Origin of the sequence: Glycocaulis alkaliphilus (assembly GCF_004000605.1) — a bacterium.
Taxonomy (GTDB): Bacteria; Pseudomonadota; Alphaproteobacteria; order Caulobacterales; family Maricaulaceae; genus Glycocaulis; species Glycocaulis alkaliphilus.
In genome coordinates this window covers 1,051,150-1,078,026 of sequence record NZ_CP018911.1, presented here as the reverse complement: position 1 = coordinate 1,078,026, position 26,877 = coordinate 1,051,150, and the positions used below count along the sequence as shown (strand labels likewise).

General features: G+C 63.4%; 20 protein-coding genes and 1 tRNA gene. 9 read left to right on the top strand and 12 right to left on the bottom strand.

The window, feature by feature from the left end:
- Positions 1 to 14: 14 nt before the first annotated feature.
- From X907_RS05205 to X907_RS05195, 3 genes are all read right to left on the bottom strand, one after another.
- The gene (locus X907_RS05205; RefSeq protein ID WP_170175465.1) at positions 15 to 2,255 is read right to left on the bottom strand and encodes a TonB-dependent hemoglobin/transferrin/lactoferrin family receptor; all 2,241 of its coding nucleotides are present in this window, start codon (positions 2,253 to 2,255) and stop codon (positions 15 to 17) included.
- A gap of 451 nt (positions 2,256 to 2,706) precedes the next feature.
- Positions 2,707 to 4,509 (bottom strand): ABC transporter ATP-binding protein, encoded by a 1,803-nt coding sequence (locus X907_RS05200; RefSeq protein WP_127565957.1) that lies wholly within the window; start codon positions 4,507 to 4,509, stop codon positions 2,707 to 2,709.
- Complete coding sequence (locus X907_RS05195; protein WP_127565956.1) at positions 4,506 to 6,326, bottom strand: ABC transporter ATP-binding protein; 1,821 nt, start codon at positions 6,324 to 6,326, stop codon at positions 4,506 to 4,508. The genes X907_RS05200 and X907_RS05195 overlap by 4 nt, the downstream gene beginning before the upstream one ends.
- 469 nt (positions 6,327 to 6,795) lie before the next feature.
- Here X907_RS05195 and X907_RS05190 point away from each other — a divergent pair, with 469 nt between their 5' ends.
- Positions 6,796 to 12,840: an autotransporter domain-containing protein gene (locus X907_RS05190; protein WP_170175464.1), complete on the top strand. Its 6,045-nt coding sequence runs from the start codon at positions 6,796 to 6,798 to the stop codon at positions 12,838 to 12,840.
- A 164-nt stretch (positions 12,841 to 13,004) separates the two neighbouring features.
- On the opposite strand, the gene X907_RS05185 is transcribed toward X907_RS05190, so the two are convergent.
- Both X907_RS05185 and X907_RS05180 read right to left on the bottom strand, forming a co-directional pair.
- Positions 13,005 to 13,081: transfer RNA gene (locus X907_RS05185), tRNA-Arg, on the bottom strand.
- Positions 13,082 to 13,209: 128 nt separating this feature from the next.
- The gene (locus X907_RS05180) at positions 13,210 to 13,998 is read right to left on the bottom strand and encodes a response regulator (protein WP_127565954.1); all 789 of its coding nucleotides are present in this window, start codon (positions 13,996 to 13,998) and stop codon (positions 13,210 to 13,212) included.
- 208 nt (positions 13,999 to 14,206) lie between these two features.
- Here X907_RS05180 and X907_RS05175 point away from each other — a divergent pair, with 208 nt between their 5' ends.
- From X907_RS05175 to X907_RS05155, 5 genes are read left to right on the top strand one after another with little or no spacing between them, the layout of a single operon-like run.
- On the top strand, positions 14,207 to 14,455 hold the full coding sequence (locus X907_RS05175; RefSeq protein WP_127565953.1) for a NepR family anti-sigma factor: 249 nt from the start codon (positions 14,207 to 14,209) through the stop codon (positions 14,453 to 14,455).
- Positions 14,442 to 15,041 carry a sigma-70 family RNA polymerase sigma factor gene (locus X907_RS05170; protein WP_127565952.1) on the top strand — a complete coding sequence of 200 codons (600 nt, stop codon included), beginning with the start codon at positions 14,442 to 14,444 and terminating at the stop codon, positions 15,039 to 15,041. The genes X907_RS05175 and X907_RS05170 overlap by 14 nt, the downstream gene beginning before the upstream one ends.
- Positions 14,998 to 16,767 (top strand): sensor histidine kinase, encoded by a 1,770-nt coding sequence (locus X907_RS05165; protein ID WP_127565951.1) that lies wholly within the window; start codon positions 14,998 to 15,000, stop codon positions 16,765 to 16,767. Before X907_RS05170 ends, X907_RS05165 begins: the two co-directional genes overlap by 44 nt.
- Before the next feature lie 43 nt (positions 16,768 to 16,810).
- On the top strand, positions 16,811 to 17,977 hold the full coding sequence (gene dapE / locus X907_RS05160; protein WP_127565950.1) for a succinyl-diaminopimelate desuccinylase: 1,167 nt from the start codon (positions 16,811 to 16,813) through the stop codon (positions 17,975 to 17,977).
- The gene (locus tag X907_RS05155; RefSeq protein WP_127565949.1) at positions 17,977 to 18,561 is read left to right on the top strand and encodes a hypothetical protein; all 585 of its coding nucleotides are present in this window, start codon (positions 17,977 to 17,979) and stop codon (positions 18,559 to 18,561) included. Before dapE ends, X907_RS05155 begins: the two co-directional genes overlap by 1 nt.
- Here X907_RS05155 and truA read toward each other — a convergent pair.
- The 6 genes from truA to X907_RS05125 form a co-directional block, all read right to left on the bottom strand.
- Complete coding sequence (gene truA, locus X907_RS05150) at positions 18,531 to 19,292, bottom strand: tRNA pseudouridine(38-40) synthase TruA (protein WP_127565948.1); 762 nt, start codon at positions 19,290 to 19,292, stop codon at positions 18,531 to 18,533. The two genes, X907_RS05155 and truA, sit on opposite strands and share 31 nt — an antisense overlap.
- Positions 19,293 to 19,294: 2 nt before the next feature.
- Positions 19,295 to 20,224, bottom strand: a complete 930-nt coding sequence (gene fmt, locus X907_RS05145) for a methionyl-tRNA formyltransferase (RefSeq protein ID WP_127565947.1) — start codon at positions 20,222 to 20,224, stop codon at positions 19,295 to 19,297.
- A gap of 4 nt (positions 20,225 to 20,228) precedes the next feature.
- Positions 20,229 to 21,119 (bottom strand): LysR family transcriptional regulator, encoded by an 891-nt coding sequence (locus X907_RS05140; RefSeq protein WP_127565946.1) that lies wholly within the window; start codon positions 21,117 to 21,119, stop codon positions 20,229 to 20,231.
- A 96-nt stretch (positions 21,120 to 21,215) separates the two neighbouring features.
- Complete coding sequence (locus X907_RS14730; RefSeq protein WP_127565945.1) at positions 21,216 to 21,506, bottom strand: pentapeptide repeat-containing protein; 291 nt, start codon at positions 21,504 to 21,506, stop codon at positions 21,216 to 21,218.
- Positions 21,446 to 22,600, bottom strand: coding sequence for a pentapeptide repeat-containing protein (locus X907_RS05130; RefSeq protein WP_127565944.1), 1,155 nt, complete (start codon positions 22,598 to 22,600; stop codon positions 21,446 to 21,448). Before X907_RS05130 ends, X907_RS14730 begins: the two co-directional genes overlap by 61 nt.
- 391 nt (positions 22,601 to 22,991) lie before the next feature.
- Positions 22,992 to 23,873 (bottom strand): hypothetical protein, encoded by an 882-nt coding sequence (locus X907_RS05125; RefSeq protein WP_127565943.1) that lies wholly within the window; start codon positions 23,871 to 23,873, stop codon positions 22,992 to 22,994.
- 179 nt (positions 23,874 to 24,052) lie between these two features.
- Here X907_RS05125 and X907_RS05120 point away from each other — a divergent pair, with 179 nt between their 5' ends.
- The 3 genes from X907_RS05120 to X907_RS05110 all read left to right on the top strand — a co-directional run bounded on the left by X907_RS05120 (position 24,053) and on the right by X907_RS05110 (position 25,950).
- Positions 24,053 to 24,613: a PAS domain-containing protein gene (locus X907_RS05120; protein ID WP_127565942.1), complete on the top strand. Its 561-nt coding sequence runs from the start codon at positions 24,053 to 24,055 to the stop codon at positions 24,611 to 24,613.
- Positions 24,614 to 24,671: 58 nt separating this feature from the next.
- On the top strand, positions 24,672 to 25,280 hold the full coding sequence (locus tag X907_RS05115; RefSeq protein ID WP_127565941.1) for a PilZ domain-containing protein: 609 nt from the start codon (positions 24,672 to 24,674) through the stop codon (positions 25,278 to 25,280).
- Between the two features lie 169 nt (positions 25,281 to 25,449).
- Complete coding sequence (locus X907_RS05110; protein ID WP_233352537.1) at positions 25,450 to 25,950, top strand: DUF4339 domain-containing protein; 501 nt, start codon at positions 25,450 to 25,452, stop codon at positions 25,948 to 25,950.
- Between the two features lie 102 nt (positions 25,951 to 26,052).
- Here the strand turns inward: X907_RS05110 and X907_RS05105 are convergent, their stop codons facing one another.
- On the bottom strand, positions 26,053 to 26,574 hold the full coding sequence (locus tag X907_RS05105) for a gamma carbonic anhydrase family protein (RefSeq protein ID WP_127565939.1): 522 nt from the start codon (positions 26,572 to 26,574) through the stop codon (positions 26,053 to 26,055).
- Positions 26,575 to 26,877: the final 303 nt, after the last annotated feature.

Genomic DNA, 26,877 nt, shown 5'->3' with positions numbered 1-26,877 from the left:
CTCTCCTTCTCCCGCTAGAAGCGGGTGCGCAGACTGACCGCCACGGTGCGCCCGGGCGCCGTATACCGCCCCAGGCTGGCATCGGTCGCAGGCAGGTTGACCAGATCGGGCCATTCCCAATAGCGCTGATCGAACACGTTGGAGACCATCAGATTGACCCGTGCGTTCGTTCCGATACCGATCCAGGCCGACAGATCGAGTGTGGCGTAGCCGTCTTGGGTGACATGGGGGACTACCTGTCCCTGGCTTTCTATGGGCGCCACATCGTCCTTCTCAGCCACGAACGTTGCATGCCCTTCCGCGCCCCACCGCGCCGAGGGCGCATCATAGCTCAGGCCGACCACCGCCTGGGGCGCAGGGACGCTGTTGAGCGGACGGTCAGCGGTGCGGTTACGGCCTTCCGACCATGAGCCAGCGGCGCGCAGCACCAGCCCGTCGGCGCCCGTGAGAACAGCGCCGACATCCAACGCCGCACTGGCCTCCACGCCGCGTATCCGCACGCTGTCAACGTTCACCGACTGGAAGCGGCGTATCGCCAGCGGGTTGCCGATCGTGCCAGCAGGAATGAACTCGATCAGGGCGGTATCGATGAAATCAGAGTACCGGTTCTCGTACAACGCCAGTTCAGCAGACAGGGCACGCCACGCGCCCCGTGCGCCAAACTCCCAGCCCCGGCTCCGCTCCGGTCCCAGATCCGGATTGGGCAGGAAATCGTGCACGAAAGTGGCGACAGGCACCCGCCCGATCCGGTTGAGCTGCTCGGGACCGGGCGCCCTGAATCCTTCGGCGTAGTTGGCGAACAGGCTTATCTGCCCTGTCGCGCGCCAGATGGCACCCAGACGCGGTGTGATGGCGGTTTCGCGCAAGCCTACCGGCTGGAACCCCAGCACATTGGCATTGTCGAACAGCGCGTCGGGTGAAATATCCAGTTCATACCTGTCAAACCGTACGCTCGGGGTAACCACGAGACGGCCGTCGAACAGCTCCATCCGCGCCTGACCGAACAGGCCATACATGCTGGTCGTCGTGTCCGGATAGAGTTTTCGCGGATAAGTGTCGCCTTCCACGACCTGGCTCTCCACGCCTGTCACCGTGTTGCGCTGAAGCTTGTCATCGAACTGCCCGGTTTCCTTGCGGACCCATTCATAGCCGGCAACCAAGCTCAACCACGGGACGTGGGGCGGCTCGATGAGGACATCACCGGTGCTGCTCCACTGCTCCTGAGTGAAATCCAGCCGGTCCTCACGTGCGAGGGTTTGCGGCGGACCCATTCCCACCGTGGTTACGGTGAAGGTCGAGTACTCCTCGGTCCGGCTTTCCTGATAGTCGATCTGGGCCTGAGCGCGGCTGACCCAGCCACCGCCCTCCGGAGTCCAATGCCAGGAACCGCCCAGCCGCCACCGTTCAGAACGGTCATCGCCAGTATTCGCGTCAAACACCCGGATTGGGGGCGGGCCGACAGCCACGTTGGCCGAGAGCCTGTCTGTCTCCACCTCGCTGACGAACCACTCGGCTGTGGCGGCAAAGAGATGCCCGCGTCCTGCGTCGAACTCCCCGCGGGCAAGCAGGTTGAATGCTTCGATGGACTGCGGATCCGGCCTGAAATCAGGGTGGTTGTTCGACAGCTCCGACGCCTGACGATAGGTTAAACCAATCAACCCGGCGGCAGGCCCCGTCCGGCCTGCGAGATCGCCTGTGACAAACCAGCTCTCATGCGCGCTGTCATAGCCGGCGCCTGCCGCACCACCGAACGTCTGGCCTTCATCAAGAATATCACCGGGCCGCTTCGTTCTGAAGGCGACGATACCCCCCAAAGCGTCGCTGCCATAGAGGGCCGAGGATGGTCCGCGGACCACCTCCGTGCGCTGGATCGCCTCGACATCAAGCTTGCCGCGCGCCTGATCGGATATGCCAGCGGCGCCGAAACCGTCGGGAAGCCGCACGCCGTCGACCAGCATCAGCACCCGCCGGCCGCCAATGCCCCGGATCTGAATGTTGGCGTCCCCGGCCCTGCCCCTTCGGTCGCGGACGACGTCCACGCCAGGCATGTAGCGGTAAAGCTGGCGCAAAGTGCTGGTCTCGGTACGCTCGATCTGGTTGCGGTCGATGGCCGAAACGGAGACGGGAACATCGAAAATCCGCTCTTCCATCCGGGTGGCTGTCACCACGATCGTTTCGAGATACCGGCTAATATCCTCGTTTTCCGCGGCCCCATCCGTACCTGCGAACGCGGGAGAACTCGCCAGGGCGAGCATTGCGCATCCACCTAAAAGGTTGAACTTTCTAATCATATCGTCCCTCATCCCCCGTGCATCGCACGCCTGCAATGTGATAACATTTCGCAATGTAATAACATTGCACCGGAGAGAGTCGAGGTCAGGAGGGCAGACCGATGCAGCCCGGATGCTGCATCTATGACCGCAAGGCGAGGTCCAGCAGAAAACCTTGCCGGCAAACTGCCTGTTTGAAAGCGGCCAAGTGCGGCTGATTGCTGGCACGCGAGCACGCCCGCCCGTCGTAAAACGGGGCGGCGTCACGGCTTTTCGGCCACTCCGGAAACGATGGGAGCGGGCAACAGGCGGTTGCTGGGCTCCCGGACCTCAGCGCTTACAGGCAAGGATGCGGTAGCGGGGCGTGGTGCCGATCGTAGCCCCTTCTATACCCCACCTGATTTTTGAGAGCGGACCGAACTCGGTGCAGCGTTAATCATGACTGCCCGACGCGCCACCGGGCTGCCTGCGCCCGGTAACTCCAGAGCGTATTGTAGCGTCCGTTCAGGGCCAGCAATGACTCATGATCGCCGCGTTCGATGATCTCTCCCCGGTCGAGCACGAGAATCTGGTCGGCCGACTGGATGGTAGACAGCTTGTGCGCCACAACGATGAGAGTCTTGTCAGCCACCATGCGGGCCAGAGCCTCCTGGATCGCGCGCTCATTGGTCGGGTCGATCGCCGCGGTGGATTCATCAAGCAGCACAATTGGCGCATCCTTGAGGATGGCGCGGGCGATCGAGATGCGCTGACGCTCCCCGCCTGACAGGGTTGTTCCGCCTTCTCCGACGCGGGAGTGGTAGCCGTCCGGCATCGCGGTGATGAAATCGTGCGCGCGGGCGGCGCGGGCGGCGGCCTCGACCTCGTCCTGGCTCGCCCCTGCCCGGCCAAAGGCGATATTGTCAAAGATCGTCCCCGCGAAGAGATAGACGTCCTGGAAAACCACTGTGATGAGTGCGTTGAGCTGCGCTTCGCTGATCTGGCGGATATCACCGCCGCCGATGGTGATGCGGCCGGCGCTCACGTCCCAGAAGCGGGGCAGCAGGTTGAGGATGGTGCTCTTGCCAGAACCTGACGGGCCGACGATCGCCGTCATGGTGCGTTCCGGCACGGTGAAGCTGATCTTCTCCAGCACCGGCGCGCCGGGCGTATAGCTGAAGCTCACGTCGTCGAAAGTGACGGCGAAACCCTGCGGCGCTTTCGGCTGCGCCGGTTCGGGCAGGGTTTCGGCGGTCATGATGCGGTCGATACGCGTCAGCGATGCGTCCGCCATCCGCGTCAGTTCCATGACCGCGATCAGGCCCAGCAAGGGCGTGTAGACCGAGAAAACAAGCACCAGCGCGGCCGTCAGCGTCCCGGCGTCGAGATCACCTGCAAAATAGCGCGCGCTGGCGACGACGAAGACCAGAGGCGCGCCGAGCATGAGCAGGGCGCCGAACAGGACGAGCGGCATCGAGAGCTGGGCGGTCATGCGCACGGAAATGTCGCGGAAATCCCTGAGCGCATCAAGGAAACTCTCCTGGCCTTTGGCGATGCGGTTGAAGGCGCGGATGACGGCCATGCCCTGGACATATTCGATCATGCGCGCCCCGGCCTCGGCCTGCATGTCCTGGCGGCGGATGCCGAGCTTGGCCAGACGGCGGCTGGACCAGAGGAAGACCGGCGCAGCTACCGCTATCGACGCAAGCGCTGCAAGCGCCACTGTCCAGTCACGCCAGAAAAGGTATCCCAGCACGATCACCGGCAGGCCGAAGGCTTGTGCGATCCGCGGCAGGGCGTCGGAGATGAAACTCTCCAGCATCTCCATGTCGGTGGTCAGCACCGCCACCGTGTCGCCCTTGTGCCTGGACAGATGGAAGCCCATTGGCAGCCGCTGGAGCCGGTCGAGGATGGACAGGCGCAGACCGCCCGCCAGCTGATAGCTGGAAAGCCAGCTATGCGTGACGGAGAGATAGCCGAACAGTATCTGTCCGCCGAGGGACAGCGCGACAATACCGGTGACCTGCGCGATCCAGACCCAGCTCAGCGGGCGGCCATCTGCCAGCCCGGTCACAACCCAGATGAGGGCGCCGAACGCGAGGCCAAGCGATAATGACTGGGCAAAGCGGAACGCGATGCCGCGCAGCACCTTGCCGCGCTGAGGTCCCGCCAGCGCCCAGATGCGCTTCAGGCTGTCCAGATCGGAGCGAACTTCGCTGGCGGCCGCAGCTGTTTGTGAGGCATTTGCAGACGGGTTCATTGCTCCGCTCCCTTCGAGCCGCCCGGGTGAGACGGGCGAAGCGCAATGGCCTGCGCGTTGACATAATCCTCCCATAGCCAGGCATAAAGACCGCCGCGGGCGGTGAGCGCCTCATGGCGTCCGCTTTCGGAGATCCGGCCGCCATCAATCACCAGGATACTGTCTGCATCGGCGATGGTGTGGAGGCGATGGGCGACCACGATCAGCGTGCGCCCGGCGGTCAGCGCGCCAATGGCTTCCTGGATAGCCGCCTCATTATCCGGGTCAGCGAACGCCGTTGCTTCATCGAGCACGATCACCGGAGCGTTCTTCAGGATTGTCCGTGCGATGGCGATGCGCTGGCGCTCGCCGCCCGACAAGGATCCGCCCCGCTCACCCAGCGGCGTGTCATAGCCCTGTGGCAGCGCCATGATGAAGTCATGCGCCCGGGCGGCTTTGGCCGCCGCCTCGACCTCTTCATCGGTGGCGCCGGGATTTCCAAAGCGGATATTGGCCGCGATGGTGTCCGAAAACAGAAAGGTGTCCTGGAAGACGAAGGCGACCGTGTCCATCAACTGATCAAGGCTGATGTCGCGCACATCAATCCCGCCAATCGTCACACGGCCAGTCCGCACGTCCCAGAAGCGGGGAATCAGGCTCGCGATCGTGGTCTTGCCCGAGCCTGACGGGCCGACGAGCGCTGTCACCTCCCCTGCCTTCGCGGTGAAACTCACATCGCGAAGCACGTCGCGCTCACCATAACCGAAGCTCACCGCGTCGAAGGTGACGTCATGATCTGGCAGCGTCAGCTGGCGCGCCGTATCGGCTTGCGGCGCTTCATCCAGCAAGCGGCCCACAAGCGTCGAGCCCATGCTGATATGGGCAATCGTGTGATACTGGTTGAACAGCTTGATCAGAGGCTGGCTGTAATTGGCGCCCAGAATGACAAACAGCAGCAATGTCGGCAGATCAATCTCGCCCAAATGCAGCAGAACAAGGCCAACGGGCAGAATGATGACGATATTGGCCAACACCAGCGTATAAAAGGCGCCGCCAAGCGGGAGATATTCCCGCGCCCAAGCCGTAACGACGTCCACGTAAGCGCGCACGGCTGCGCTGGTTTCGGCGAAGCTGTCTCCCGTCCGGTTGAATATCTTCACCACCGGCATGCCCGCCAGATACTCAACCACAGAGGCATTCATGCGCGCGCCGGCGGACTGGAAGGCTGCGGCGCGTTTGCTCGCGCCGCCGACGGCGATGCTCAGCAGCACGAACGAGATGGGCGTCGTCAGAATCGCTGCGATGGCCATCCGCCAGTCGACCACGAACAGCCAGACGGAGACAGCCAGCCATGTCGCAAGCGCGCTTATGCTTTCCGGCAGGCCATGGGCGAAAATCAGCTCCATTTTCTCGGGCTCGTCGATGACCATCTTCTTGGCGTCACCGCTCGGCAGGTCCGCGAAATAGCCAAGCGGCAACCGGGCCATGTGCCGCGCGATCCCCAGGCGCAGACGATAAATCACGTCGAACGCGGCGATATGGGAGAGCCCCAGTGCCAGCCCCATGGCGGCGAACCCGATCAAGATGGCGCCAACTGCCAGAGCCGTATGCAGCAAGACAAACGACCAGCTCAATGCGCCGGTGAAAGCGGCGGTAACGATCTGGTAGACGGACCACACAGGGACCAGCTCGGCCGTAATTGCGAACGTCGCCAGCAGGATCGCGCCAATAAAGGTCTTCCGCGCCCCACCCGCATAGCGAAGCAGGAGGCGGAAACTCGCCAGATAGTCGAGCTTCTGGCTCCCGTCCTCCAGTTCATCATCTGATATTCGGGTCATCGCGCTCGGCTCCTGGCGGCGTCCTGAGGCTGCCGCGTATGCGGCGCCACTAAATGATCAAGCCACAATATGCGAATGAGTTTCAATATCAATATCTATTTTGAGCAATTCCTCTCTTGCGGTCTGGGCGCTGACCCCGCGGAAATTGAAGCCTCGGCGCAAGGGCCTTGAGTAGCCACAATCAACGCCGGTCGTAGAATCCGGCCGAATGGCGGGCGCACCCTATCGAGCGCTGATGAGTCTAGAGGCTCGCCAGATAGTCCGTGAAGCGTTGGCCGGCGGCGGGCTGGAAACGGGTTTCAGAGGCGCCTGCGGGTTTCCAGCGTGTATTGCCGCCGCAGCGGCTACGATTTTCGGTTGCGCCACCCTCCCCCCCCGCTACCATTCAATTGATCGCAAGTCTTGCAAGGGTGTGTGCCGCGCGGGCTTATTGAGGTGGATGTCCACCGCCAGTATCGGAGAAACATCCATGCCTTACGGGAAGACTGATGCTTGCGGCGCAAGCCGCAATAGCGATTTTTTTGCGTCTGAAGTCCAGACCAGAGAACGCATCCGTCCGCTCGCCACTGGCAATCGCCTGCGCGCAGCCCTGATGGGTGCCACCATGCTGGCCGGTGCAGCTTCGGTGGCAGCGCTCATGCCGCAGCAGGCATTCGCTCAACACATCATCGAGGACGAAGATGTCGTTGTTCCCGGCGACCGGCCCGATCCGTGGAATATCGGCAACTCTTTGACCGTGGGCAATTTCGGTGACAGCACGCTGACCATCTCCGACGGGGCGGTAGTCAACAGCACGTCCGGCTTTGTGGCATTCAGGGCGGGCAGCACAGGCGCGGTGACCGTGACCGGTGCAGGCAGCAGATGGAACAATCCCGGAGAGATACGGATCGGCGGTCTTGGCGCCGGGGCACTGACCATTCTGGATGGCGGTTCGGTGCACTCGGGTATCGGCTATATCGCCTACGAAGCCGGTTCAAGCGCCGTCGTAACGGTGAACGGTTCGGGCAGCGAGTGGATCAGCACCAGCACTCTGATGGTTGGCGGTTCAGGTTCTGCCAATATGACCATTTCCGATGGCGGCCTGGTTCAAAACGTGCGCGGCGAGATTGGTGTGGATACACCGGCGGTCAGCAGCAGCGTGCTCGTCACAGGCGCCGGCAGCCAATGGATCAATACCGACGCGCTCCGCATTGGCCTGTTTGGCACTGGTGCCCTGACCATTGCCGATGGCGGTGAGGTCAGCGCCACAGGTGTAAATATCGGCATGTTTGCCGCTGGCACTGGTACACTCAATTTCGGCGCAGCGGCGGGTGATGCTGCGGTGGCGGCGGGCACGCTGGACACCCCCACCATCGCATTCGGCCCAGGCACCGGCACTATCGTCTTCAACCATACCAGCAATGATCTGGAGCTGGATGCTGACATTTCCGGCAATGGCACGGTGCGTATCCTGTCGGGGCGCACGATCCTGGCGGGCAACAACACCTATACCGGCGACACCTTCTTTGACGGTGGCACGATTGCGCTGGGATCAGACAGTGCGCTTGGCACGAGCACGCTGACCGTTACAGGCGCAACTCAACTGGGCCGGCCGACGCTGAGGGCTGAAGGCGCGGCGCGAACTGTCAACAATGATATCGTGTTCGACCGGCCCGGAGCGCTGCCATTTGCTGCCTATCTGACCCTCGATGCCACCACTCACGCGCTGACGCTGAACGGCGATATGAGCGGCTCGGGAATTGTGGACATCCAAGGCGGGGCGGACGTCACCACAACGGGCGCGATCAGCCATAGCCTAATGCTGCAACTCGGCAGCAACAGCCGTCTGAGGGCCGAGGGTGGGGTGTTCGCAGACATTTTTGCCGAGATGGACAGCGTACTGGAACTCGGCGATGGCGTTTCTGCGGTGTCGTCAATTTTTGCTTTTGGGAACTTCACCCTGCAGACCGCCGCCGGTGAAAGCGCCTCGCTAGCTGGCTTCATCAACTTGATGGCCCCCCGCGTGTTAACACTCACGGGCGGTGAGTTGATTGTTAACGCTGAAATTTTCAGCTCTAACGCTGCCAGCATCAATATCACCGGCGGCAACATCACGCTGGGCGGCAACAACACGTTCAGCGGCGGGCTGAGTGTGTCAGGCGGCAGCCTCACCCTGGCCCATGCCAATGCCCTGCCCTCCGGCAATGCCCTCACCCTGACCAATGACGGCGCTGTGACGGCCAATCACGCCCTCACCCTTGGCGGGTTGAACATGAGTGAGAATTCAACTCTGGTCCTGAACCAGAACACCACGATCGACTCGGCCGGCACGCACATCATGGCCGGCGTCTTGTCCGGAGCTGGCGGACTGACCTTTAATGGTGGCGGTCATTTCACCCTTTCAGGCAACAACACCTATACAGGCAGCACGCTGCTGGAAGGCGGCACACTCACGCTCGGCCATAATAATGCGCTTGGCGGTTCCACCCTGCGCACCACCGGCTCGGTGGTGGACTATGCGAACGGCGTGAATATCGCCAATCCCATCATCATCGATTCCAACACCACCCAGTTTCAGGTGCTCACCGGATCGGCCACGCAGTCGGGCGTGATCTCGGAAAACAATGGCCCGCGCCCGTTTGAGAAGATCGGCGACGGTGAGCTGGTCCTGACGGCGGCCAATACCTGGACCGGCGACACGACCATCACCGGTGGCACACTGACCTTTGATGGGGGGTCGGTAAGTCTGGCGGCTGACCAGGATTTCCATGTAGGCCGCCTGAATGGGGATAACGGCGCACTGAACATCATCAATGGTGGATCGGTGGCAAACCGGATCGGCCGGATTGGCGATTCCAGTGGCGCCACCGGGACCGTCACCGTCGCCGGTGCAGGCAGCAGCTGGACGAACACTGGCGCCCTGACTGTTGGGGCCAGCGGCACCGGCACACTGTCCATCGAAGCTGGCGGTATGGTCAGCAATACCTCCGCCGCTATCGCCGGTGCCGCAACCAGCAATGGCTCAGCCATTGTCACCGGCGCAGGCAGCATATGGACCAATTCATCCGAGCTGCGCATCGGCAGCAGCGGCACCGGCACGCTCACCATTGCGAACGGCGGTGTGGTCAACAGCAATGGCGGCCTTGTGGGCGCGGAGGCCGGGTCCAGCGGGACGGTGACGATCTCCGGAACGGGCTCCAGCTGGAACAATACCGGGGCACTTCGCATTGGCCGGTTTGGCGCAGGCACGCTGACAATCGCCGATGGCGGCGAGGTGCGCAACACGACCGGCTATATCGGCGAACAGGCAGGTTCCACGGGAACTGCGGCCGTCACCGGTTCAGGGTCCGGCTGGATCAATAGCAATCTGTATGTCGGGAACTCCGGGGAAGGCACGCTGACCCTTTCCGAGGGCGGTGAAGTAAGCGCCGATGAGGTGATAATCGCGAACAACGCAAGTTCGACCGGCATGTTGTATATAGGCTCCGATGGCGTTGCGCCGTCTGGCGCGGGCATTCTCAACACCCCGTCGGTGACCTTCGGTGCCGGCACCGGGGCGCTGGTGTTCAATCACACCAATTGCTGCGGGCTGTTTTTTGACGCTGATATCTCAAGCGACCCGCTGGGGCAGGCATTTATCCTCCACGCGGAGGGGCTGACGCACCTGACCGGGAACAGCGCCGGATTCGCCGGCGGCGTCCTGGTAGGCGGCGGCGCGCTGTCTGTCGACGGCACGCTGGGTTCGGGCGGGGTGGAGCTGGGCGTGGATGGGTCGGGCTTCCTCACAGGCAGCGGCACGGTCGGCGGGGATGTTCTGGTCGCTGGCGGCGGCACGCTTGTTGGTGTGTCGGGTTCCACCCTCACCATTACGGGCGATCTGGGATTGACCGCAGGCGCACAGGTGATCGCGGCCCTTGGTGCGCCGGGCGATGGAGAGCTGTTCGCCGTCGGCGGCGATCTGACGCTGGATGGCACGCTGGACGTGATCGATATGGGAGGGTTCGGCCCCGGCCTTTATGCGCTCCTCACCTATGGCGGATCGCTGACCGATAACGGCTTTGCGATTGGTGCGGCACCGGGCGTCTTGCCGGGCGAGTTGCAGCTCCAGACGAGCGTGGCGGGCGAGGTGAACCTCGTCTCCAATATCGGCGTCGATCTCCTGTTCTGGGACGGGGATGATCCTGCCAATGCGCTTAATGGCGTGATTGATGGCGGGGACGGTGTGTGGAGCGCGACTTCCTTCACCTTCACCGATGCCGATGGTCTGGTCTCCGGCCCCTCCCGGCCGACGCCCGGCTTCATCGTGTTCTCCGGCGCGGCCGGCCATGTCACGGCCGATGACAGCGAGGGCGCAATCGAGATCGCCGGGGCGCAGTTCGCGGTCGATGGCTATGTGATTGATGGTGACGCGATCACGCTTGCCGGCAATGGCGATGGCGATGCCATTTTCCGGGTCGGTAACGGCACGGGCGCAGGCGCAGGCTTCACCGCCACCATTGGCTCGGACCTTGGCGGCGATGCGGCTCTGGTGCTGACTGATCTCGGCACGCTCATCCTGACCGGTACCAACAGCTATACCGGCGGGACCGAGGTGCGCAGCGGCACGCTCATCGGCTCCACCCGCTCGATCATGGGCGATATCGCCAATAATGGCGTGGTGGTGTTCGATCAGGCAGGCGATGCGGTGCTGAACCAGTCGCTTTCCGGCGATGGCCTGTTCCGCTTTACCGGCGGAGCGCAGTTCACGCTTGGCGCTGGCAATAGCTATACGGGCGGCACGCAGGCAGACGGCTCCGGCCTTGTACTGACGGCCAGTGATAGCGCTGGCACGGGCGCGATCGCCCTGAGCGATGCGGACCTGACCTATGCTGACGGTATCTCGGTGGCCAATGGGCTGAGCCTGTCTGGCGCCAACAGTCTCATCGTCAGTGCCGGCACCGCCACCCATGCCGGGTCGCTGGCCGGGTCAGGTGATTTCACGCTTGGCGGGGCGGGCACGCTCATCTTCACCGGCAATGGTTCGGCCTTTAGCGGCAACACCGTCATTACCGGCAATGTGCTGGTGAACGGCACGCTGGGCGGCACGGTCGACGTGGCCGATGGCGGTGTGTTGCGCGGCTTTGGCACGCTGGGCTCCACCCGGCTGCTGGCGGGCTCCACCATCGCGCCGGGCAATTCTGCCGGCACGCTCACCATCCATGGTGATCTCGTATTCGAGAGCGGTTCGCTCTATGAAGCCACCGCCCTGCCCGATGGCCAGTCTGACCTTATCGACGTGTCCGGTTCGGTCACGATCAATGGCGGCTCGGTTCTGGTGGTCGGTACAGATAGCGGGTTTGCCGCCAATACCAGCTACACCATCCTTTCGGCGGCCGGCGGCATTACCGGCGAATTCGACAGCGTATCGAGCAATTTTGCCTTCCTGAACCCGAGCCTGTCGCTGACGGGGGGAAGCCTGACCTTGCAGCTGGAGCGCAACAATGTGGACTTTGTCCAGTTCGCGCAAACCCGTAACCAGCGCTCGGTTGCCAACGCCGCGGATACGCTCGGGTCCGGCAATCCGCTCTGGGAAGCCCTGGTATTGCTGGAGGAAGCCGCCGCGCCGCCCGCCTTTGAAGCGCTCAATGGCGAAATCCACGCCACCCATCGCCAGCTGGTAATGGATGATACAATCCACACCCGCCGGGCCGTCACCTCGCGCCTCGCCGCAGCGCGCAGCGAAGAGGCCGGTTCTGCCTGGATCAGCGGGCATTTCGGCGGCGCGCAATCTGGCAGCCACACCGGCGTGTCGCGCGCCTCGGCAGACACGTCCGGCGTAATCTTCGGCATCGACACGCCCGTGTACGATACCGCCCGCATCGGCGTCATGGCCGGGTTTGGCGAGAACAGCTTCAGTCTGAGCGGACGCAGCGCGTCAGGCAGTACTGAAAGCCGTTCGCTGGGCGTCTATGGCGGCGGTCAGTTCGCCGGCTTTGGCCTCAGCGCCGGCGCGATCTATGGCTGGCATGATCTGACCACCCGCCGGGCCATCATTTTCCCGGGCTTTGACGAGCATTTGCGCTCCAGCCACAGCGCCGACAGCGTGCAGGTGTTCGGCGAGGCCAGACTTGCCGGACCGGCGGGGTTCGAGCCCTTCCTCTCGCTGGCCCATGTCCGCCTTGATACGGGAGGCTTCAGCGAAGCGGGCGGCGTAGCGGCACTCGCCATTGACAGCGAGACCCGCCAGATGACGCAAGGCACGCTCGGCACCCGGTTCAGCCATGACTGGCAGACAGGCGGCACAAATGTGCGGTTTGACGGCTCGCTCGGCTGGCGGCGCGTGTTCAGCGGTGAACGCCAGTTCGTCTCCGGCGATCTGTCAGGCGCTCCGGTCTATTTCGAGGGCAATGGTGTGGACCGTGACGCCGCCGCCATCGAGGCAGGCATCACGATCGAACCGATGAGCCGGATGAGCCTCGAGCTCGGCTATGCTGGCGAGATCGGCTCCAACGCCCGCAATCATGGCGCAGAATTCCGCGCAAGATGGGCGTTCTAGGGGCAAGGCGGGGCGCGTAATGCTGCCAAGGGACATCACCGCCCAATGCGGGCTGCGCCCCTTGGTAGCCTCGCCGCCCATCAAAGCGAAATATTCGGCAACAAATAGCGCTGCCGCCGTAAACCGGACTGTAAACCGGCGCAACTGATTGCAAGACAGGCTAATGGCGCGCCCGAAGAGATTCGAACTCCTGACCCCCAGATTCGTAGTCTGGTGCTCTATCCAGCTGAGCTACGGGCGCGCTGTCCTGACCGGCGGGTAAAAACCCTCTCGTCAAGGCGCGCGAAACTAGCCGCGAGGTGCGGGCTTGGCAAGCGCCTGCCAGTGAAAATGGCAGAGGCTTTTCGCACGTGCCGCAGCGGCGCCAAGTCAGGCCTGTGCCCGGCGCGGCGCGGGCTGCGCATCTTCCTCGAAAAACAGGGCTTGCGAGATCGCTGCCTTTACCGCATTGGGCAGGAAAGGCTTGGTGATCAGGAAGGCCGGTTCGGGCCGCTCCCCGGTCAGCAGACGTTCGGGATAGGCCGTGATGAAGATGATGGGCACAGCCAGATCGGCAAGAATGTCGTTGGCCGCATCAATGCCGGACGAATTGTCAGCCAGCTGAATATCGGCCAGCACGAGCCCTGGCTGATGGCGCGATGCCTCGGCAATGGCTTCGGAGCGCGTGGTGGCGATCGCACACACTTCATGGCCCAGATCACCGACAATGGCCTCTATATCGGCGGCAATGACCGGCTCGTCCTCGATGATGAGCACGCGGGTCTTCAGGGCCAGTTCGATATCGCCGTGCGCGCGGGCAACCAGATCATCAACCTGCGATTCCGGCAGGGCGAGCACCTGACCGGCCTCTTGCGCGCTAAAGCCTTCCATTGCCGTCAAGAGCAAGGCCTGGCGCGACTTCGCCTCCAGCCGCTGAAGGCGGGAGTCCGGTCCACGCTGCGGCTCTGCCGCGATCATGCCCGCTTCCGCCGTGGCGTCATGAAAGGCGCGAAACAGTGCGATGCGCGGCGCCAGCTGCCCGTCAAAGGCGATCTCGCCTGACACGGCCTTTTGCAGCGCGCCCTGCACCAGGGCATCACCGCGCTGCTGGTCGCCGGCGAGCGCACGCGCATACCGGCGCAGATACGGCAGATGGGCGGAGATTTCGTCGATCTTCATGTGTCCCGTCCTTTTCGCACACGCAGACGGCCCCGCTCGCGCAAGGCCTGTTTGGAACAGGAAACGCCCATGCGCCCGCGAGAGTTCCGCAGCGTTGCAGCGGCGCCATGTGCCGATGCAGGGGAACCGCATGATTTCATGATGCGTTGGACATCTGAGCTAACGCCGGATTGGCGGATTTTCAGTGAAAACGGACGGTGTCGATTCGATGTCCCAGAATGCGAAGGACGACATGCCAGATCCCGCCTTTGGCGCGGGCAGCCGGGCCGAGGCGGGCCAGAGCGCACGGCGCCGTGTGCTGGGTGACCAGCTGCGCGCCTATTACGACGCGGTGACCAGCGAGCCGGTGCCTGATGCCCTGACCGATCTGATGGCCGAACTGGCACGCAAATCATCCGGTGCAAACACCCCTGCCGAGGGCGGCGATAGCGGGCGGGACAGTGATGACGGCGCATGATGACGCGGCCGCCATGGCCGTTTTCCAGCAAGACCTTACCGACGCCATTCCGCATTTGCGTGCCTTCGCGCGCTCGCTATGCGGAAATCCGTCCGAAGCCGATGATCTGGTGCAGGAGACGCTGATCAAGGCATGGACCCATCGCGAGCGCTTCGAGGATGGCTCTTCGATGCGCGCCTGGACGTTCCGCATATTGCGCAACCATTTCTATTCCGAACGCCGCCGGGCGTGGCGCAAGCAGGAACAGGGCGGTGAAATCCCCGAAAACGCCGCCGTCGCGGGTGAGCAGCAAAGCTGGGCGCTGCAGCTGGATGATGTGCGCCGGGCCCTGCTGGACATCCCTGACGAGCAGCGCGAGGCACTTGTACTCGTCGGCGCGGGCGGTTTGAGCTATGAGGAAGCCGCCGAGGTTTGCGGCTGTGCCGTCGGCACGGTCAAGAGCCGGGTGAGCCGCGGACGCGCCGCGCTGGAAAAACGTATGAGCACGGGCGTGTGCCTGCAGGCGTCTCCGGGCGGGGCAGCCAAGGCGGCGGAGGATATTGTTGACCACATCCGCAACGCGAGCGCCGAACGCCTCACCGGCTGACACAGACACGGCCCCCGCGGCATCCGGCGGACGGTGGCGCGCCGGTCTGCGCGTGCGGATGCTGGCCGTCATCATTCTGGCCCTCATTCCCATTCTTACCTTGAGCGGGCTGTACGCGCAGTCTCGCTTCGAGACGGCACGGGACAATCAGCGAGAATTGCTGGCTGCGCGCGCGCAGCTGACCGCGCAGAGCCAGCGCCAGCTGATCATGGGGGCAGGCAGCATGATGAGCGCGCTCGCCCAGCAGGCGCCCGTCCGGCTTGGCGGTGCCCTGTGCGCGCGGTCGCTGGCGCAGGCGCTGGCTGATCAGCCAGCCTACGCCACGCTGGTGCGGGTCAATGCGCGCGGCGTCGTTGCCTGTTCGGCAGAGCCTTTAAGCGACACCGTCCGCTTTGACGAAGCAGCCTGGTTTGCCGAAGCGCGCGATAGTGGCCGCTTTATCGTGGGCGCCCTCGAAATCGACCCCATTACCAATCAGGCCGTCATTCGCGCTGTCAGCCCGGTGTTTGAACCTGACGGCAGCTTCACCGGTGCGCTGGCCACCGGCATCCGCCTGAGTGCTCTGGAGGATCTGGGCCGCGAGAGAGCCGGCGAAGCGCGCTCCGCCCTTGTTGACCGCGAAGGGCGGGTACTGACGCAAAGCCGCGATATGGGGCTGGCGCGCATTGACGCTGAACTGATGGCCGAGGCCGCAGACACCGGCAGCGCCCGGTTTGCCGGCACCGGGCCGGACGGTGCGCCGCGCCAGTTTGTACTGGTGCCGCTGGTATCGGCAGAGCTCTACGCCCTGCTGGCAGAGACCGCACCGGAGTTTCTCGAGTTTACCCTCGTTGACATCACCGGCACCCTATTGCTGCCCGTTCTGATGCTGGTGCTGGCGGGCAGTGTCATCTGGATCGCGACCGATGTGATGATACTGCGCTGGCTGCGTTATCTGCGGCGCGTCGCGATGGCCTACGGCAAGGGGCGCTACTCTGTGCGGCCACACCGGGCGCTGCGCGCGCCGGGCGAGCTGCGCGAACTGGCGGCCGGATTTGACACCATGGCCCGCTCGGTTGCCGAGCGCGACGAAGCTCTCACCCGCAGCCTTGCCTATCAGGAAATGCTGCTCAAAGAGGTACACCACCGGGTAAAGAACAACCTGCAAATCATTACCAGCCTTATCAATTTGCAGATGAGAAGTGTCGATGATCCAAGAGCGGCCAAAGTGCTCGGCGATGCGCAATCGCGCATCAACGCGCTGGCGCTCGTCCATCGCAGCCTCTACGAGGCCGGTGATTTTGCGAAGATCAATCTCAAACCCTTCTTTGAGGAGCTATGCAGCCTCACCCATGCCGCTGTCGGCGGCGAGGAGCGCACGCTGGATCTGGTGACACAGATCGAGCCGGTGCATCTGGGCGCCGAGCGGTGCATTCCTCTGGCGCTGTTTGTCACCGAAGCCATGACCAACGCCTACAAGCACGCCTTTGAGGGGCGCGATAGCGGGACGCTGACCGTGTCAGTCAGCATTGATGATATGCGCCGCCTGACCGCCCGGATTGCCGACAACGGCGTGGGCGCCGCGAGCGCGCCGGAACCCGGCCGAAAAGGCGTAGGCGGCGCGCTGTTTTCAGCCTTCGCCCGCCAGCTCGGCGGAATATCTGAAACCGGCGTGCAGCCGGACGGCGGGCACAGCGTCGCCATCACCTTCCCCCTGCTGGAGGATGAAGGCGTGCCGGAGAGCTGAGGCCCGTCTGGCGCCGCTCAGCGATTGGCATTATGTCAGCGCCATGACCCAGCGTGATACCAACCTCACTGATCCCTTGCCGCTCGCACAGGCGCTGATCCGCGCACCTTCCGTGACGCCGCGCGATGAAGGTGCGCTGGACACGCTGCAGTCCGCTCTGAGCGGGCTGGGCTTTACCTGCCAGCGCATGCCGTTTGGCGAGGTCGACAATCTCTATGCCCGCCTTGGCACGGCTGAGCCGGTCTTCTGCTTTGCCGGCCATACCGATGTGGTGCCGGCGGGACAGGAAGCGGCCTGGAGTGCTGGCCCCTTCGCCGGAGAAGTGCATGGCGAGGCGCTGATCGGACGCGGCGCGGTGGACATGAAGGGTGCGATTGCCGCCTTCGTGGCCGCCACCGCGCGCTATCTGGACGTCCAGGGCAAGCCCGCAGGCTCTATCGCCTTCCTGATTACGGGCGATGAGGAAGGCCCGGCGATAAACGGCACGAAGAAAATGCTGCAAGCGCTTGATGCGCAAGGCGAACGCTTCAGTCACTGCCTTGTCGGCGAGCCGACCAACCGGACAGTTCTGGGTGATATGGTGAAGATTGGCCGGCGCGGTTCTCTCAACGGCGTTATCACCGTGACGGGCCGCCAAGGCCATGTCGCCTACCCGGACCGGGCCATCAACCCCATCCCGGCCCTGATGGCCGTGCTTGCGGCCTTGACCGCCCGCAGGCTGGATGAGGGCAATGCGCATTTCCAGCCCTCCAATCTGGAGGTTACCAGCGTGGATGTGGGCAATCCCGCCCACAATGTCATTCCCGGCGAGGCGCGGGCCAAGTTCAACATCCGCTTTAACACCGAGCAGGATGGCGAGGCACTCAAAAGCTGGATCAATGATGAAATTGCCAAGGTGCAGCAAGGCTTTGCGGGCGCAATTTCAGCTGATCTCACCGTCACCGGCGATGCCTTCCAGACCGCGGAAGGCCCGTTCACCGCGCTGCTGGCAGACGCGATCCATGCGCGCACCGGCATCGCGCCTGAGCTGAGCACCAGCGGCGGCACCTCGGACGCCCGTTTCATCAAGGATTACGCGCCCGTGGCCGAGTTCGGCCTGGTCGGCGCCAGCATGCACCAGATTGACGAGCAGACGCCAGTTGCCGATATAAAAGTGTTAACAGAAGTTTACCATGATATTCTGATGCGGTACTTCGAGGTGTTCGCCTGATGGGTGGTATGGTTGCGGACATCCAGTCCGGCACGCGCGGCATCTGGGCCATGCTGGCCTTCAAGGAAGGCTGGCGTCAGCATTTCGACGTGTCGATGGACGGGTTTGTCCGCTCCTTCATGGCCGTCCTCTACGCCCTGCCCGCCTTTATCCTGCTGATAATATCGGCCAATCACGTCCTGCCGGAATTCTCCGGCAATCCCGGCGCTCAGGTCAGCCTTACCGGCGCGATCGGCCAATATGCGCGCATCTGGCTACTCTTCCCCGTCATCGCCTTTGTGGTGGTCAATGTGCTGGGCCTGAAGGGCGGATTTTCGGCCTGGGTGGTGGTGCATAACTGGGCGGTCTTCGTGCTCTTGCACGTACAGGCCCTGTTCTGGCTGCTGGCCGCAGCTGGCATCGCCAATGCCCAGGCGCTGGGCCTGATGCTGGCGCTCTACCAGATCCTCCGCCTTATGGTCCACTGGCGGGTCGCTGCGGGCACTCTGGGCCTGCACTGGGGGCTGGCGGCGGGCGCGGCCTGCATCCCGCTCGTCATCGATGCGCTGATCGTCTACGGGTTTGCCAGCGCCTCTGGCGGGTAGTCCACAAAGGCCAGATAGAGCCCGTCAGGCGGCGCGACCGGCCCGCAGCGCGTGCGGTCTGCCGCTTCCAGCGCGTCACGGAAGTCCTCCACGCTCCAGCGGCCACGTCCCACCTCCACCAGAGAGCCGGTGATGGAGCGTATCTGCCGGTGCAGGAAGCTGATCGCTTCCACTTTCAGCTCGATCGCTTCGCCGCGCCGCTCCACTTGAATTGCGTCGATGGACTTTACCGGGCTTTCCGCCTGGCACTGCGCATCGCGGAAGGTGGTGAAATCATGAGTCCCGACAAGGCTTTGCGCGGCAATGTTCATGGCGTCAGCATCAAGACGGACACGCACCTGCCACGCCTTGCCAGCATCCAGCGCCAGCGGCGCGCGCCGGTCGATAATGCGGTAGACATAGCCGCGCTTGACGGCCGAAAAACGCGCATGGGTGTCATCCTTCACCGCCCGCGCCGACAGGACCGAGACCGGGTGGGGACGCAAATGATGGTTCAGCGCATCGCGCACCACATCCGCCGGCCAGTTCTTGGCAAAATCGACATGGGCGGTCATGGCGAGGGCATGCACGCCTGAATCCGTGCGCCCTGCCCCGTAGACCTCGTGGCGGCCCTCTTCCAGCGCATCGGCGGCGCGCTCCATCACGGTCTGCACCGACAGGCCGTTATCCTGCTTCTGCCAGCCGACAAACGGTCCGCCATCATATTCGATTGTCAGGAGGTAGCGGGGCATGGCTAGAGCCGCGTCCCCGCAGGCACGGCCGTGCCGCGCAGGAACTCGTCTGCGCCCATCACGCCCTTCCCTTCGCGTTGCAGGCGTTTCAGACGCACCGCGCCGCGCCCGCAGGCGATGAGCAGGTTATCGTCCAGCGCCTCGCCCGGCTCGCCCTCGCCCTTTTCAGGCTCGGCAAAATGCACCTTCACCCGCACCGCGCCCTTCTGTGTGTCCAGGCTGAACCAGGCACCGGGAAAGGGCGACAGGCCGCGAATATGGTCACACACCTCGCCAGCCGGGCGGGACCAGTCGATGCGCGCCTCTGCCGATGAGATTTTCTTTGCGTAGGTAACGCCTTCGTCGACCTGCGCCACCGCCTGCAGCGAACCACGCTCGAGGGCCGCGAGGGTACGCGGCCACAGCTCGGCACCCGTCTCCATCAGCTTGTCGTGCAGGCTGCCGGCGGTGTCATCGGGCGCTATGGGCACGATCTCGCTCATCAGGACAGGGCCGGTATCGAGCCCCTCCTCCATCTGCATGATCTGCACGCCCGTCACCTCATCGCCTGCCTGAATGGCACGCTGGATGGGGGCCGCGCCGCGCCAGCGCGGCAAGAGGGACGCATGCAGGTTGAGACAGCCAAGGCGCGGTGCCTCCAGCGCTTCCAGCGGCAATATCTGGCCATAGGCGACCACGCAGGCGACATCGAGATCGAGGCTGGCAAAGTCTTCCAGAACGTCCGCCTCGCGGAAACGTTCAGGCGTTTTCACCTCGATGCCGAAGGCTTCGGCCAGCGCATGCACCGGGCTTTTGCGCATTTCCTGTCCGCGCCCGGCGGGCCGTGGCGGCTGGGTATAAACGCGCACGATCTCGTGGCCCGCCCCGGCGATTGTGGCCAGCGAGCGCGCGGCAAATTCCGGCGTTCCCATGAAGGCTATGCGTAAACTCATATTTCTAAACTGTTCCTTTGAACCAGCCCGCCAGGAAATCCACAAACAAGCGCACCCGGTGGGCCAGATAGCGGTTGGACGGGAACACGGCCCACAATTCGCGCGCTTCGGGCGTCCAGTCATCCATCAGGGACACTACCCGCCCGTCGGCAATGGCCGCGCGCGCAGCCCAGCTGGGCACGCAACCCACGCCCGCTCCGGCGCAGGCGGCGGCAACCGCCGCACTGGCTCCGTTGAGCGATAGCCGCCCGTCCACCTTCACATCGGTCTTCACCCCGTCCTTTTCAAACCGCCACAGATTGGGCGCGGGCCGGTTGCGATCAATTATGCATGAGTGGCGGGCGAGGTCTGACGGGTGGACGGGAGTGCCTTCCGCCTCCAGCCAGGCAGGGCTGGCAATCGTGGTCATCGGCGCATCGGCGAGCCGCTTGGCGATCAGGCTGGAATCCGGCAAATGCCCCAGCCGCACGGCAAGGTCATACCCCTCATCCACCAGATCGACCATGCGGTCTGAAAGGTCGAGGCGCACCTCCACCGAGGGCCATTGCTCCATGAAGGCCGTCACCGGCTCGATCAGGCGCGCAGAACCGAAATCCACCGGCGCGGCCACGCGCAGGAAACCCGCCGCCGCCGCATTGTCAGCCGCCAGGCCATGCTCGATCGCCTCATATTCAGTCAGCCAGGGCCGCACCCGCTCCAGCAGCGCCCGGCCCGCATCGGTGAGCCTCACAGAGCGCGTGGTGCGCTCCAGCAGGCGCGCCTGCATGCGCTCCTCCAGCGCGGATATCTGTTTGGACGCCGCACCGGGGGTCAGCGAGTGGCGCTCGGCAGCGCGCGTAAAGCTCTCCAGCTCGGCAACGGCCTGAAACAGGCGCAGGGCATCAATACGGTCCATGGAAATTTCCGCTATGGAATAAGTGAAAGCATTTCACGTCCATTAGCGAAATGCACGGGGCAAGTCATCCGTTCCGTGTGAAAAAGTGTGGTTGGCTCAGTCGCTGTACGGGCCCATCTCTTTCATCCAAGACTCGTCGAAAGGCGACGGATCATCGATAGGCTTGCCGTCGCCACGGTGGGGGAGCTCGATGCTACTAGGAAGTATTGGGGGGCGATCTCTCAACCAGCGTGCAGGTTCATACTGTTCGACGTTGAGTTCTTCGGCTGAATCGCACCCACCTTCGGATGCAAATTCCGCAGAGGACACGTCGGCGCCGACAAAATTCACACCGCTGAGATTAGCATTTCTAAAGTCCACTTCTCGCAAATTAGCGAACGGAAGCATTGCCCATTGCAGGCCCGCCCCTTAAAGGAAGCAAATTGCAGGTTTGCACTAATTAGTACACTCTGTTGTAGATTTGCATGGGCAAAATTTCCGCCAATGAGCACCGCCTGTGAGAACAAGGCTTTGCTAGCGTCCGCACTGCAAAGATTGGCACCGTCGAGTTGTGCGCCTTCAAAATTTGCACGTACTAGCTTAGATTTCTGGAGATTTGCTTCAAATAACCGTGCATTGTCCAAATCAGCGCCAGTAAAATTAAACAGTCTTAGATCTGCGCCGTCGGGCAATCTAAGCAATCGCAACCGTGTATCGGAAAGATCAATACCGTCAAGCGGTCGGCATTCAAAAACCCAAGATCGGGCCAACGCAAGAACAGCCGCCTCGCGGTCTATGAAAAGTCGTGGCTGCATTACTTCATCATGATATACTATAACTTTTGGTTCTTTCTTAACATCGCTTTTAGTTGAAATTCGCCCTTCGTTTTTACCCTGCCCTGCCTCCCGCCTAGCTTCTTCCGCAGACTGCTCGCGAACAAACGCGGCGAGTGTTTCACCAATCTGGCGGCCAAAGGCTTTGTCGCCGCCTGCCGTGAATGCGCTGCGCATCAAACCCTCCAGCGCATAGATGGCACCAAGGCGGATAGCAGTCTGCTCGCTGCCCAGCTGATTGACGGCGCGGGAGAAGGTTTCCGCGTCCTGCCCGCGTTGGGCGAGCGCATGCTCAGCCTGCATCAGCCGCGTTCGGCGTAAGGCATTGATCAGGGCCGCTCCGGCACCCGCGCCGCCGAACACGAGGCTGGCGGCCCAAAGGAGATTGCGGAAATCCTCGGCCAGATAGCCGGGCCTGATCCACTCCACGCCGGGGCAGACCAGATTGGTCCCCCGGCAGGGGTCGGCTAGATACATGATCAGCTTGACGGCCCCAAGCGACGCCACAATCCACAGGACCAGAAAGACCGTTATCGCGTGGTTGTAGATGAACCGCCCGGCGCGCTTGAAAAGGCCGCGAACAGCATTCCACGCTGCGTTCGCGCCATTGCGCACACGCTGTGTGAAGCCAACTGGCTCCTGCCTCGCTTTGTCGTCCCACCCATCCATAACCCGACTGCGCCCCGGTTTCGGGCGCACGTCAAGCGTGTTGCGGCTAGTGGCCGGGGATTACACGGGCGAGGCGGAGCGCGTTGCGCAAAAAAGCGGCCCCGGAAAACTTCCGGGGCCGGTCAGGTGGGGTGTTTCTTGACGTGGCTTCCCCCTCGCCCTTCGAGACGCTCGCTTCGCTCGCCCTCAGGATGAGGGGGAAGGACGGCTGGTCGGGCGACCGGTCCCGGATGGCCCTCACGGGCCTTCGGGAGTTCAGTACTTCATACTTCCCTGAAACCCCGGGCGAGCGCGTCGCGAGACCCGGGGCCTCTATCAGAATTATCCTGAGGCAGGTCCCGGCTCTCCCTGCGGTCGGCCGGGATTTCACAAAAAAGGCCGGGAGTTCAGATCAGTGATACCCGCCCACGCCGCCATCAAGCATCAGGTTGAGGCTGGTGGCGGTGCGGCGCGCGCTGCGGCGCTCGCGCATGGCGGTGTAGTGTTCCTCATAGCGCACATAGACGAGGCGCACGCCCGGCCCGTAAAGGCGTAGCAGCGAGCGTTCGTTGCAGTCGCGCATGGCCTCTGCGGGTGCGCAGAACACTTCCCCGCCGCGCCCATAGCGCAGTGCGTCGCCGCGCTGGCACTGGATGACCTGACCATCCTCAAAACTGTCCGCGCCGCTTTCCAGGCGATTGCCCAGCGTTGCCTGCAGCGTGGTGCCGGCCATGCAGCGGAAAATCTCGCCCTCAAAGCCTTCGCGCACGCGTTCATCGCGTTCGGGGCGCGAGGCCGGGTGCGGCGTGCCCCGGTCATCGATGCAGACCGCGCGCACCACGCGCCAGCCCTCTATCCAGCGTGAATGGCGCTCCTCTTCCATCTCGTACTCGTCTGCGAGCGCCAGGCCCGCAATGGCGGTGGCCGCCGGGGCGGTGCCGCGCGAGATATAGCCCCCGCCTGCGTAGACGATCGTGTTGCTGCCCGCCTGCGCGCCTGCTACCGCCATCGCGCTGGCGCTGGCAGAGGCGTTCACGTTCACATTGATCTGATTGTTCAGATAGACGCCGCCAATATTGATGCGCGGCCCGCCAATATGAACCGATGGCCCGCCAACGCGGATCGAGGGCGTGCGCACTTGCGGCCCGCTTCCATGCTGGCAGCAATGATGGCTGGGCGGCGGCGGTGATACCGGCGTCGGCCCGGAATGTGCCGCAGCGGCGGCCGCGGCGCTGGCAAAGGTCGCCGCGATCACTACGCCAAGCGCTTTTGCGTATCGAGTTGAAACGCCCATTGGGTCACTCCCGTCTGTTTGCGCCCGTCCCCGCAAGAAGGATGCCGGTTTCAGGAGAAGGCGCAAAAAAAGCACTTGGCAAGCCGCTTGCAGTCCCCCGCCCCGACCGGAGCGCGCCTGTCCGAAAGCAGGACTGGCAACGCGCTCCCCTTAAAGGGACTAAAGAGGACGGGCTGCCTATGCGCCACGAGAACACAAAGACGCTGTTTGCGTACTGGGATGCGAGAAGGCTTGGCCGCTCCGCCCCCACACGCGGCGATATCGCTCCGCGCGATCTGGCCGGGCTGCTCAGCCATCTGTTCATCCTGCGCCGGATGGACCGTGACCATCACATTTTCCGCCTGGCGGGCACCTCGCTGTGCCAGATGCATGCACGCGAGTTCAAGGACCAGAACTTTCTGGGGCTGTGGCGCGGCCATGACCGCCAGCACATGACGGCCCTGCTGGAAGGCGCGATGAGCGTGCCGGCCCCTGCCTGTGCGCTGGCCGATGCGGCCTCGCTCGATGGCCGTTCAGTGGAGGTGGAGATAGCGCTTCTTCCCCTTCGCGGGCCTGAAGGGTGGGTGGACCGGTGTCTCGGCCTCTACCAGCCCTTGCAGGGACGTAGCCTGGATGGCCGCCCGGCCGTGCGTCATATCCTGAAAGAGCTGCGCCCGGCGGTCGAGCCGGAAAGCTCGGTGCAGGTGTTCAAAGGGCTTCGCGAGGGGCGTGTGCCTGCCCGCGCGGCCAATGACGGCTAGTTTCTCCAAATTTTAACCAGCATCAGCCTAGATTGCCGCCCCGGACAATGAGGCTGGCATGGGATCTGTCACCGATCTGAGCACGCGCCTGGACAAGCGCAAGATACGCATAGCGGCCGCCGGCGCGCAGGAGCAGCGCCGCCACCGCCGTGTGCCCTTGCGCCTGCCCGGACGCTATCTCGATCCCGTACGCGGGGAATTTGCCTGCACCCTCGTCGATGTGTCGCCGGGCGGCGCGAAAATCGCCGCCGAGGCCCCGCCCGCGCTGGGCGAGCGCATTGTCATGCTGTTTGACGGGCTCGGCCGGGTCGAGGGCGATGTGGTGCGCGCGGGCGCACGCGGCTTTGCCGTGCGGTTCAACACGACACAGCGCAAGCGCGACCGGCTGGGCGATGCGATCACCTGGCGTTTCAATATGGAGCGCCTGGGCCTCGAAGAAGACCGCACAGCCCCCAGAAAGCCCGGAACGGGGCGGGTGAAAATCCGCCTGAAAGACGGCGTGCTGATCCAGGCAGACCTTGTGGACGTGTCGATTTCGGGTGCCGCCTTTGCCTGTCTGGAGCGTCCCCGCGTGGGCGAGGCGGTCAGTGTGGGCGACCTGAAAGGCCGGGTGACTCGCTGGCTGGACAATGGCTTCGCGGTGTCGTTCGATCCTCCCCGGGGATAAGGTGAGATTTCCGGCGGGGCTGCCTTTTGTCTGCGCACGCGGCATAAAAAGTCATGTTTGTGACCCATACTTGCGCCAACCGGCCTGAATCTTGCCGTAAGCCCTGCATAGTCTCTTTTTTGGGCTTGGATGGAGTGTGACCCCAATGCCGCGGGATGATGGAATTGCGATGTCCTGGTTTGTGAAAGTCGATGGCCGTGTGTACGGACCCTATACGGGGGCGCAGATGCGCGCCTTCGTCAGTGAGGGACGTATCGCCAGCCATTCAGTGGTTTCGCAAAGCCGCGAGGATGGCTGGGAAAACGCCACCGACGTGCCGCAGTTCAAGGCGTGGCTGGATGAAGCCCGCCGCAGCCCCGGCACCAAACGCCCCGCCCCGACCGATGCGCGCACCGCCAACTTTGTCGTTGTCGCCAATCTGGGCGATGACAGCCGCGCCGGATTTGAAGCCGCGCTAAAAGATTTCGGCGATGCGGAAAGCATAGCGCCGGGCGTATGGCTGCTGCGCGCACCGTCCACAGCGGCCACGCTGCGCAATGAGCTGAGCCATCTACTGGCCCGCGAAGACAAGCTGATCGTGGTGGATGCCTCGCGCGACCGCACCGCCTGGTTCAATTTCGGCCGCGAAACCGACCAGCGCATCCGCGAGCTCTGGGGCCGTCCGCAGTAACGGGCTCTCGCCCCTCGTCCTTCGAGACGCTCGCTATCGCTCACCCTCATGCTGAGGAGCGCTTCTTCAAGCGCGTCTCGAAGCACGAGGGAGAAATCCCCCTCAAATCTCCCTGAGACCCTCCGCAAAGCGTTTCGCATTGGCGACATAGTGATCCGCGCTGGCCTTGAAGATGTCGCCCATCCCCTCTTCGAGCGTTTTCACCACCTTGCCCGGTGAGCCCAGCACCATGGAATTGTCGGGAATTTCCTTGCCTTCGGTGATGAGGGCATGCGCGCCGATGAGGCAGTTCTTCCCGATTTTCGCGCCATTGAGGATGGTCGCGCCGATACCCACCAGCGAGTAATCGCCAATCTGGCACCCATGCAGCATGGCCTGATGGCCCACCGTGATGCCCTTGCCAAGGACTGTCGGCTTGCCGGGATCGGCATGGATGACCGTGCCGTCCTGGATGTTGGTGTCATCGCCGATCACGATGTCTTCCACATCGCCGCGCAGCACCGCGCCAAACCAGACCGACACATTGCGCCCCAGCGTGACGCGGCCCAGCACGGTGGCGCCCGGCGCGATCCACACACCCTCGCCAATCTTCGGACGCACCCCGTCCAGCTCGTAAACGCCCATAATGTGTTCCTTCCTGCTCGTTGCATCAGCATTGCGTGGCGAAACTGCATCGCCTGGATGTGAAGTTTCAGCGACGGGCTGACTCATACTTCGTTCACTGTCTTAGCATGAGACTGTAGATGCGATTCGAGAGGGGAACAGCCGCCCAGGCGGCTTCTTCGCATCGATCGTGAGGGATAGACGCTTCTAGCAAGGAGGCCCGCGGCGCAATGCCGTATGCACCCCCAACGCCAGACCCGTTCGGATCGGCCGCACGTTCCGCATCTGCCCTGTCCAGCCTGAATCGCTTTTGCCCGCCCCTTG

Bases quoted from the DNA above. Each gene is read 5' to 3' on its own strand.
- fmt (WP_127565947.1), bottom strand. From the start codon at position 20,224: ATGAGTTTACGCATAGCCTTCATGGGAACGCCGGAATTTGCCGCGCGC.
- dapE (WP_127565950.1), top strand. From the start codon at position 16,811: ATGACCCAGCGTGATACCAACCTCACTGATCCCTTGCCGCTCGCACAG.
- X907_RS05195 (WP_127565956.1), bottom strand. From the start codon at position 6,326: ATGACCCGAATATCAGATGATGAACTGGAGGACGGGAGCCAGAAGCTC.
- X907_RS05200 (WP_127565957.1), bottom strand. From the start codon at position 4,509: ATGAACCCGTCTGCAAATGCCTCACAAACAGCTGCGGCCGCCAGCGAA.
- X907_RS05110 (WP_233352537.1), top strand. From the start codon at position 25,450: ATGTCCTGGTTTGTGAAAGTCGATGGCCGTGTGTACGGACCCTATACG.
- truA (WP_127565948.1), bottom strand. From the start codon at position 19,292: ATGCCCCGCTACCTCCTGACAATCGAATATGATGGCGGACCGTTTGTC.
- X907_RS05190 (WP_170175464.1), top strand. From the start codon at position 6,796: ATGCCTTACGGGAAGACTGATGCTTGCGGCGCAAGCCGCAATAGCGAT.
- X907_RS05130 (WP_127565944.1), bottom strand. From the start codon at position 22,600: ATGGATGGGTGGGACGACAAAGCGAGGCAGGAGCCAGTTGGCTTCACA.
- X907_RS05115 (WP_127565941.1), top strand. From the start codon at position 24,672: ATGGGATCTGTCACCGATCTGAGCACGCGCCTGGACAAGCGCAAGATA.
- X907_RS05175 (WP_127565953.1), top strand. From the start codon at position 14,207: ATGTCCCAGAATGCGAAGGACGACATGCCAGATCCCGCCTTTGGCGCG.
- X907_RS14730 (WP_127565945.1), bottom strand. From the start codon at position 21,506: ATGCTTCCGTTCGCTAATTTGCGAGAAGTGGACTTTAGAAATGCTAAT.
- X907_RS05140 (WP_127565946.1), bottom strand. From the start codon at position 21,119: ATGGACCGTATTGATGCCCTGCGCCTGTTTCAGGCCGTTGCCGAGCTG.
- X907_RS05170 (WP_127565952.1), top strand. From the start codon at position 14,442: ATGACGGCGCATGATGACGCGGCCGCCATGGCCGTTTTCCAGCAAGAC.
- X907_RS05155 (WP_127565949.1), top strand. From the start codon at position 17,977: ATGGGTGGTATGGTTGCGGACATCCAGTCCGGCACGCGCGGCATCTGG.
- X907_RS05105 (WP_127565939.1), bottom strand. From the start codon at position 26,574: ATGGGCGTTTACGAGCTGGACGGGGTGCGTCCGAAGATTGGCGAGGGT.
- X907_RS05125 (WP_127565943.1), bottom strand. From the start codon at position 23,873: ATGGGCGTTTCAACTCGATACGCAAAAGCGCTTGGCGTAGTGATCGCG.
- X907_RS05205 (WP_170175465.1), bottom strand. From the start codon at position 2,255: ATGCTCGCCCTGGCGAGTTCTCCCGCGTTCGCAGGTACGGATGGGGCC.
- X907_RS05180 (WP_127565954.1), bottom strand. From the start codon at position 13,998: ATGAAGATCGACGAAATCTCCGCCCATCTGCCGTATCTGCGCCGGTAT.
- X907_RS05120 (WP_127565942.1), top strand. From the start codon at position 24,053: ATGCGCCACGAGAACACAAAGACGCTGTTTGCGTACTGGGATGCGAGA.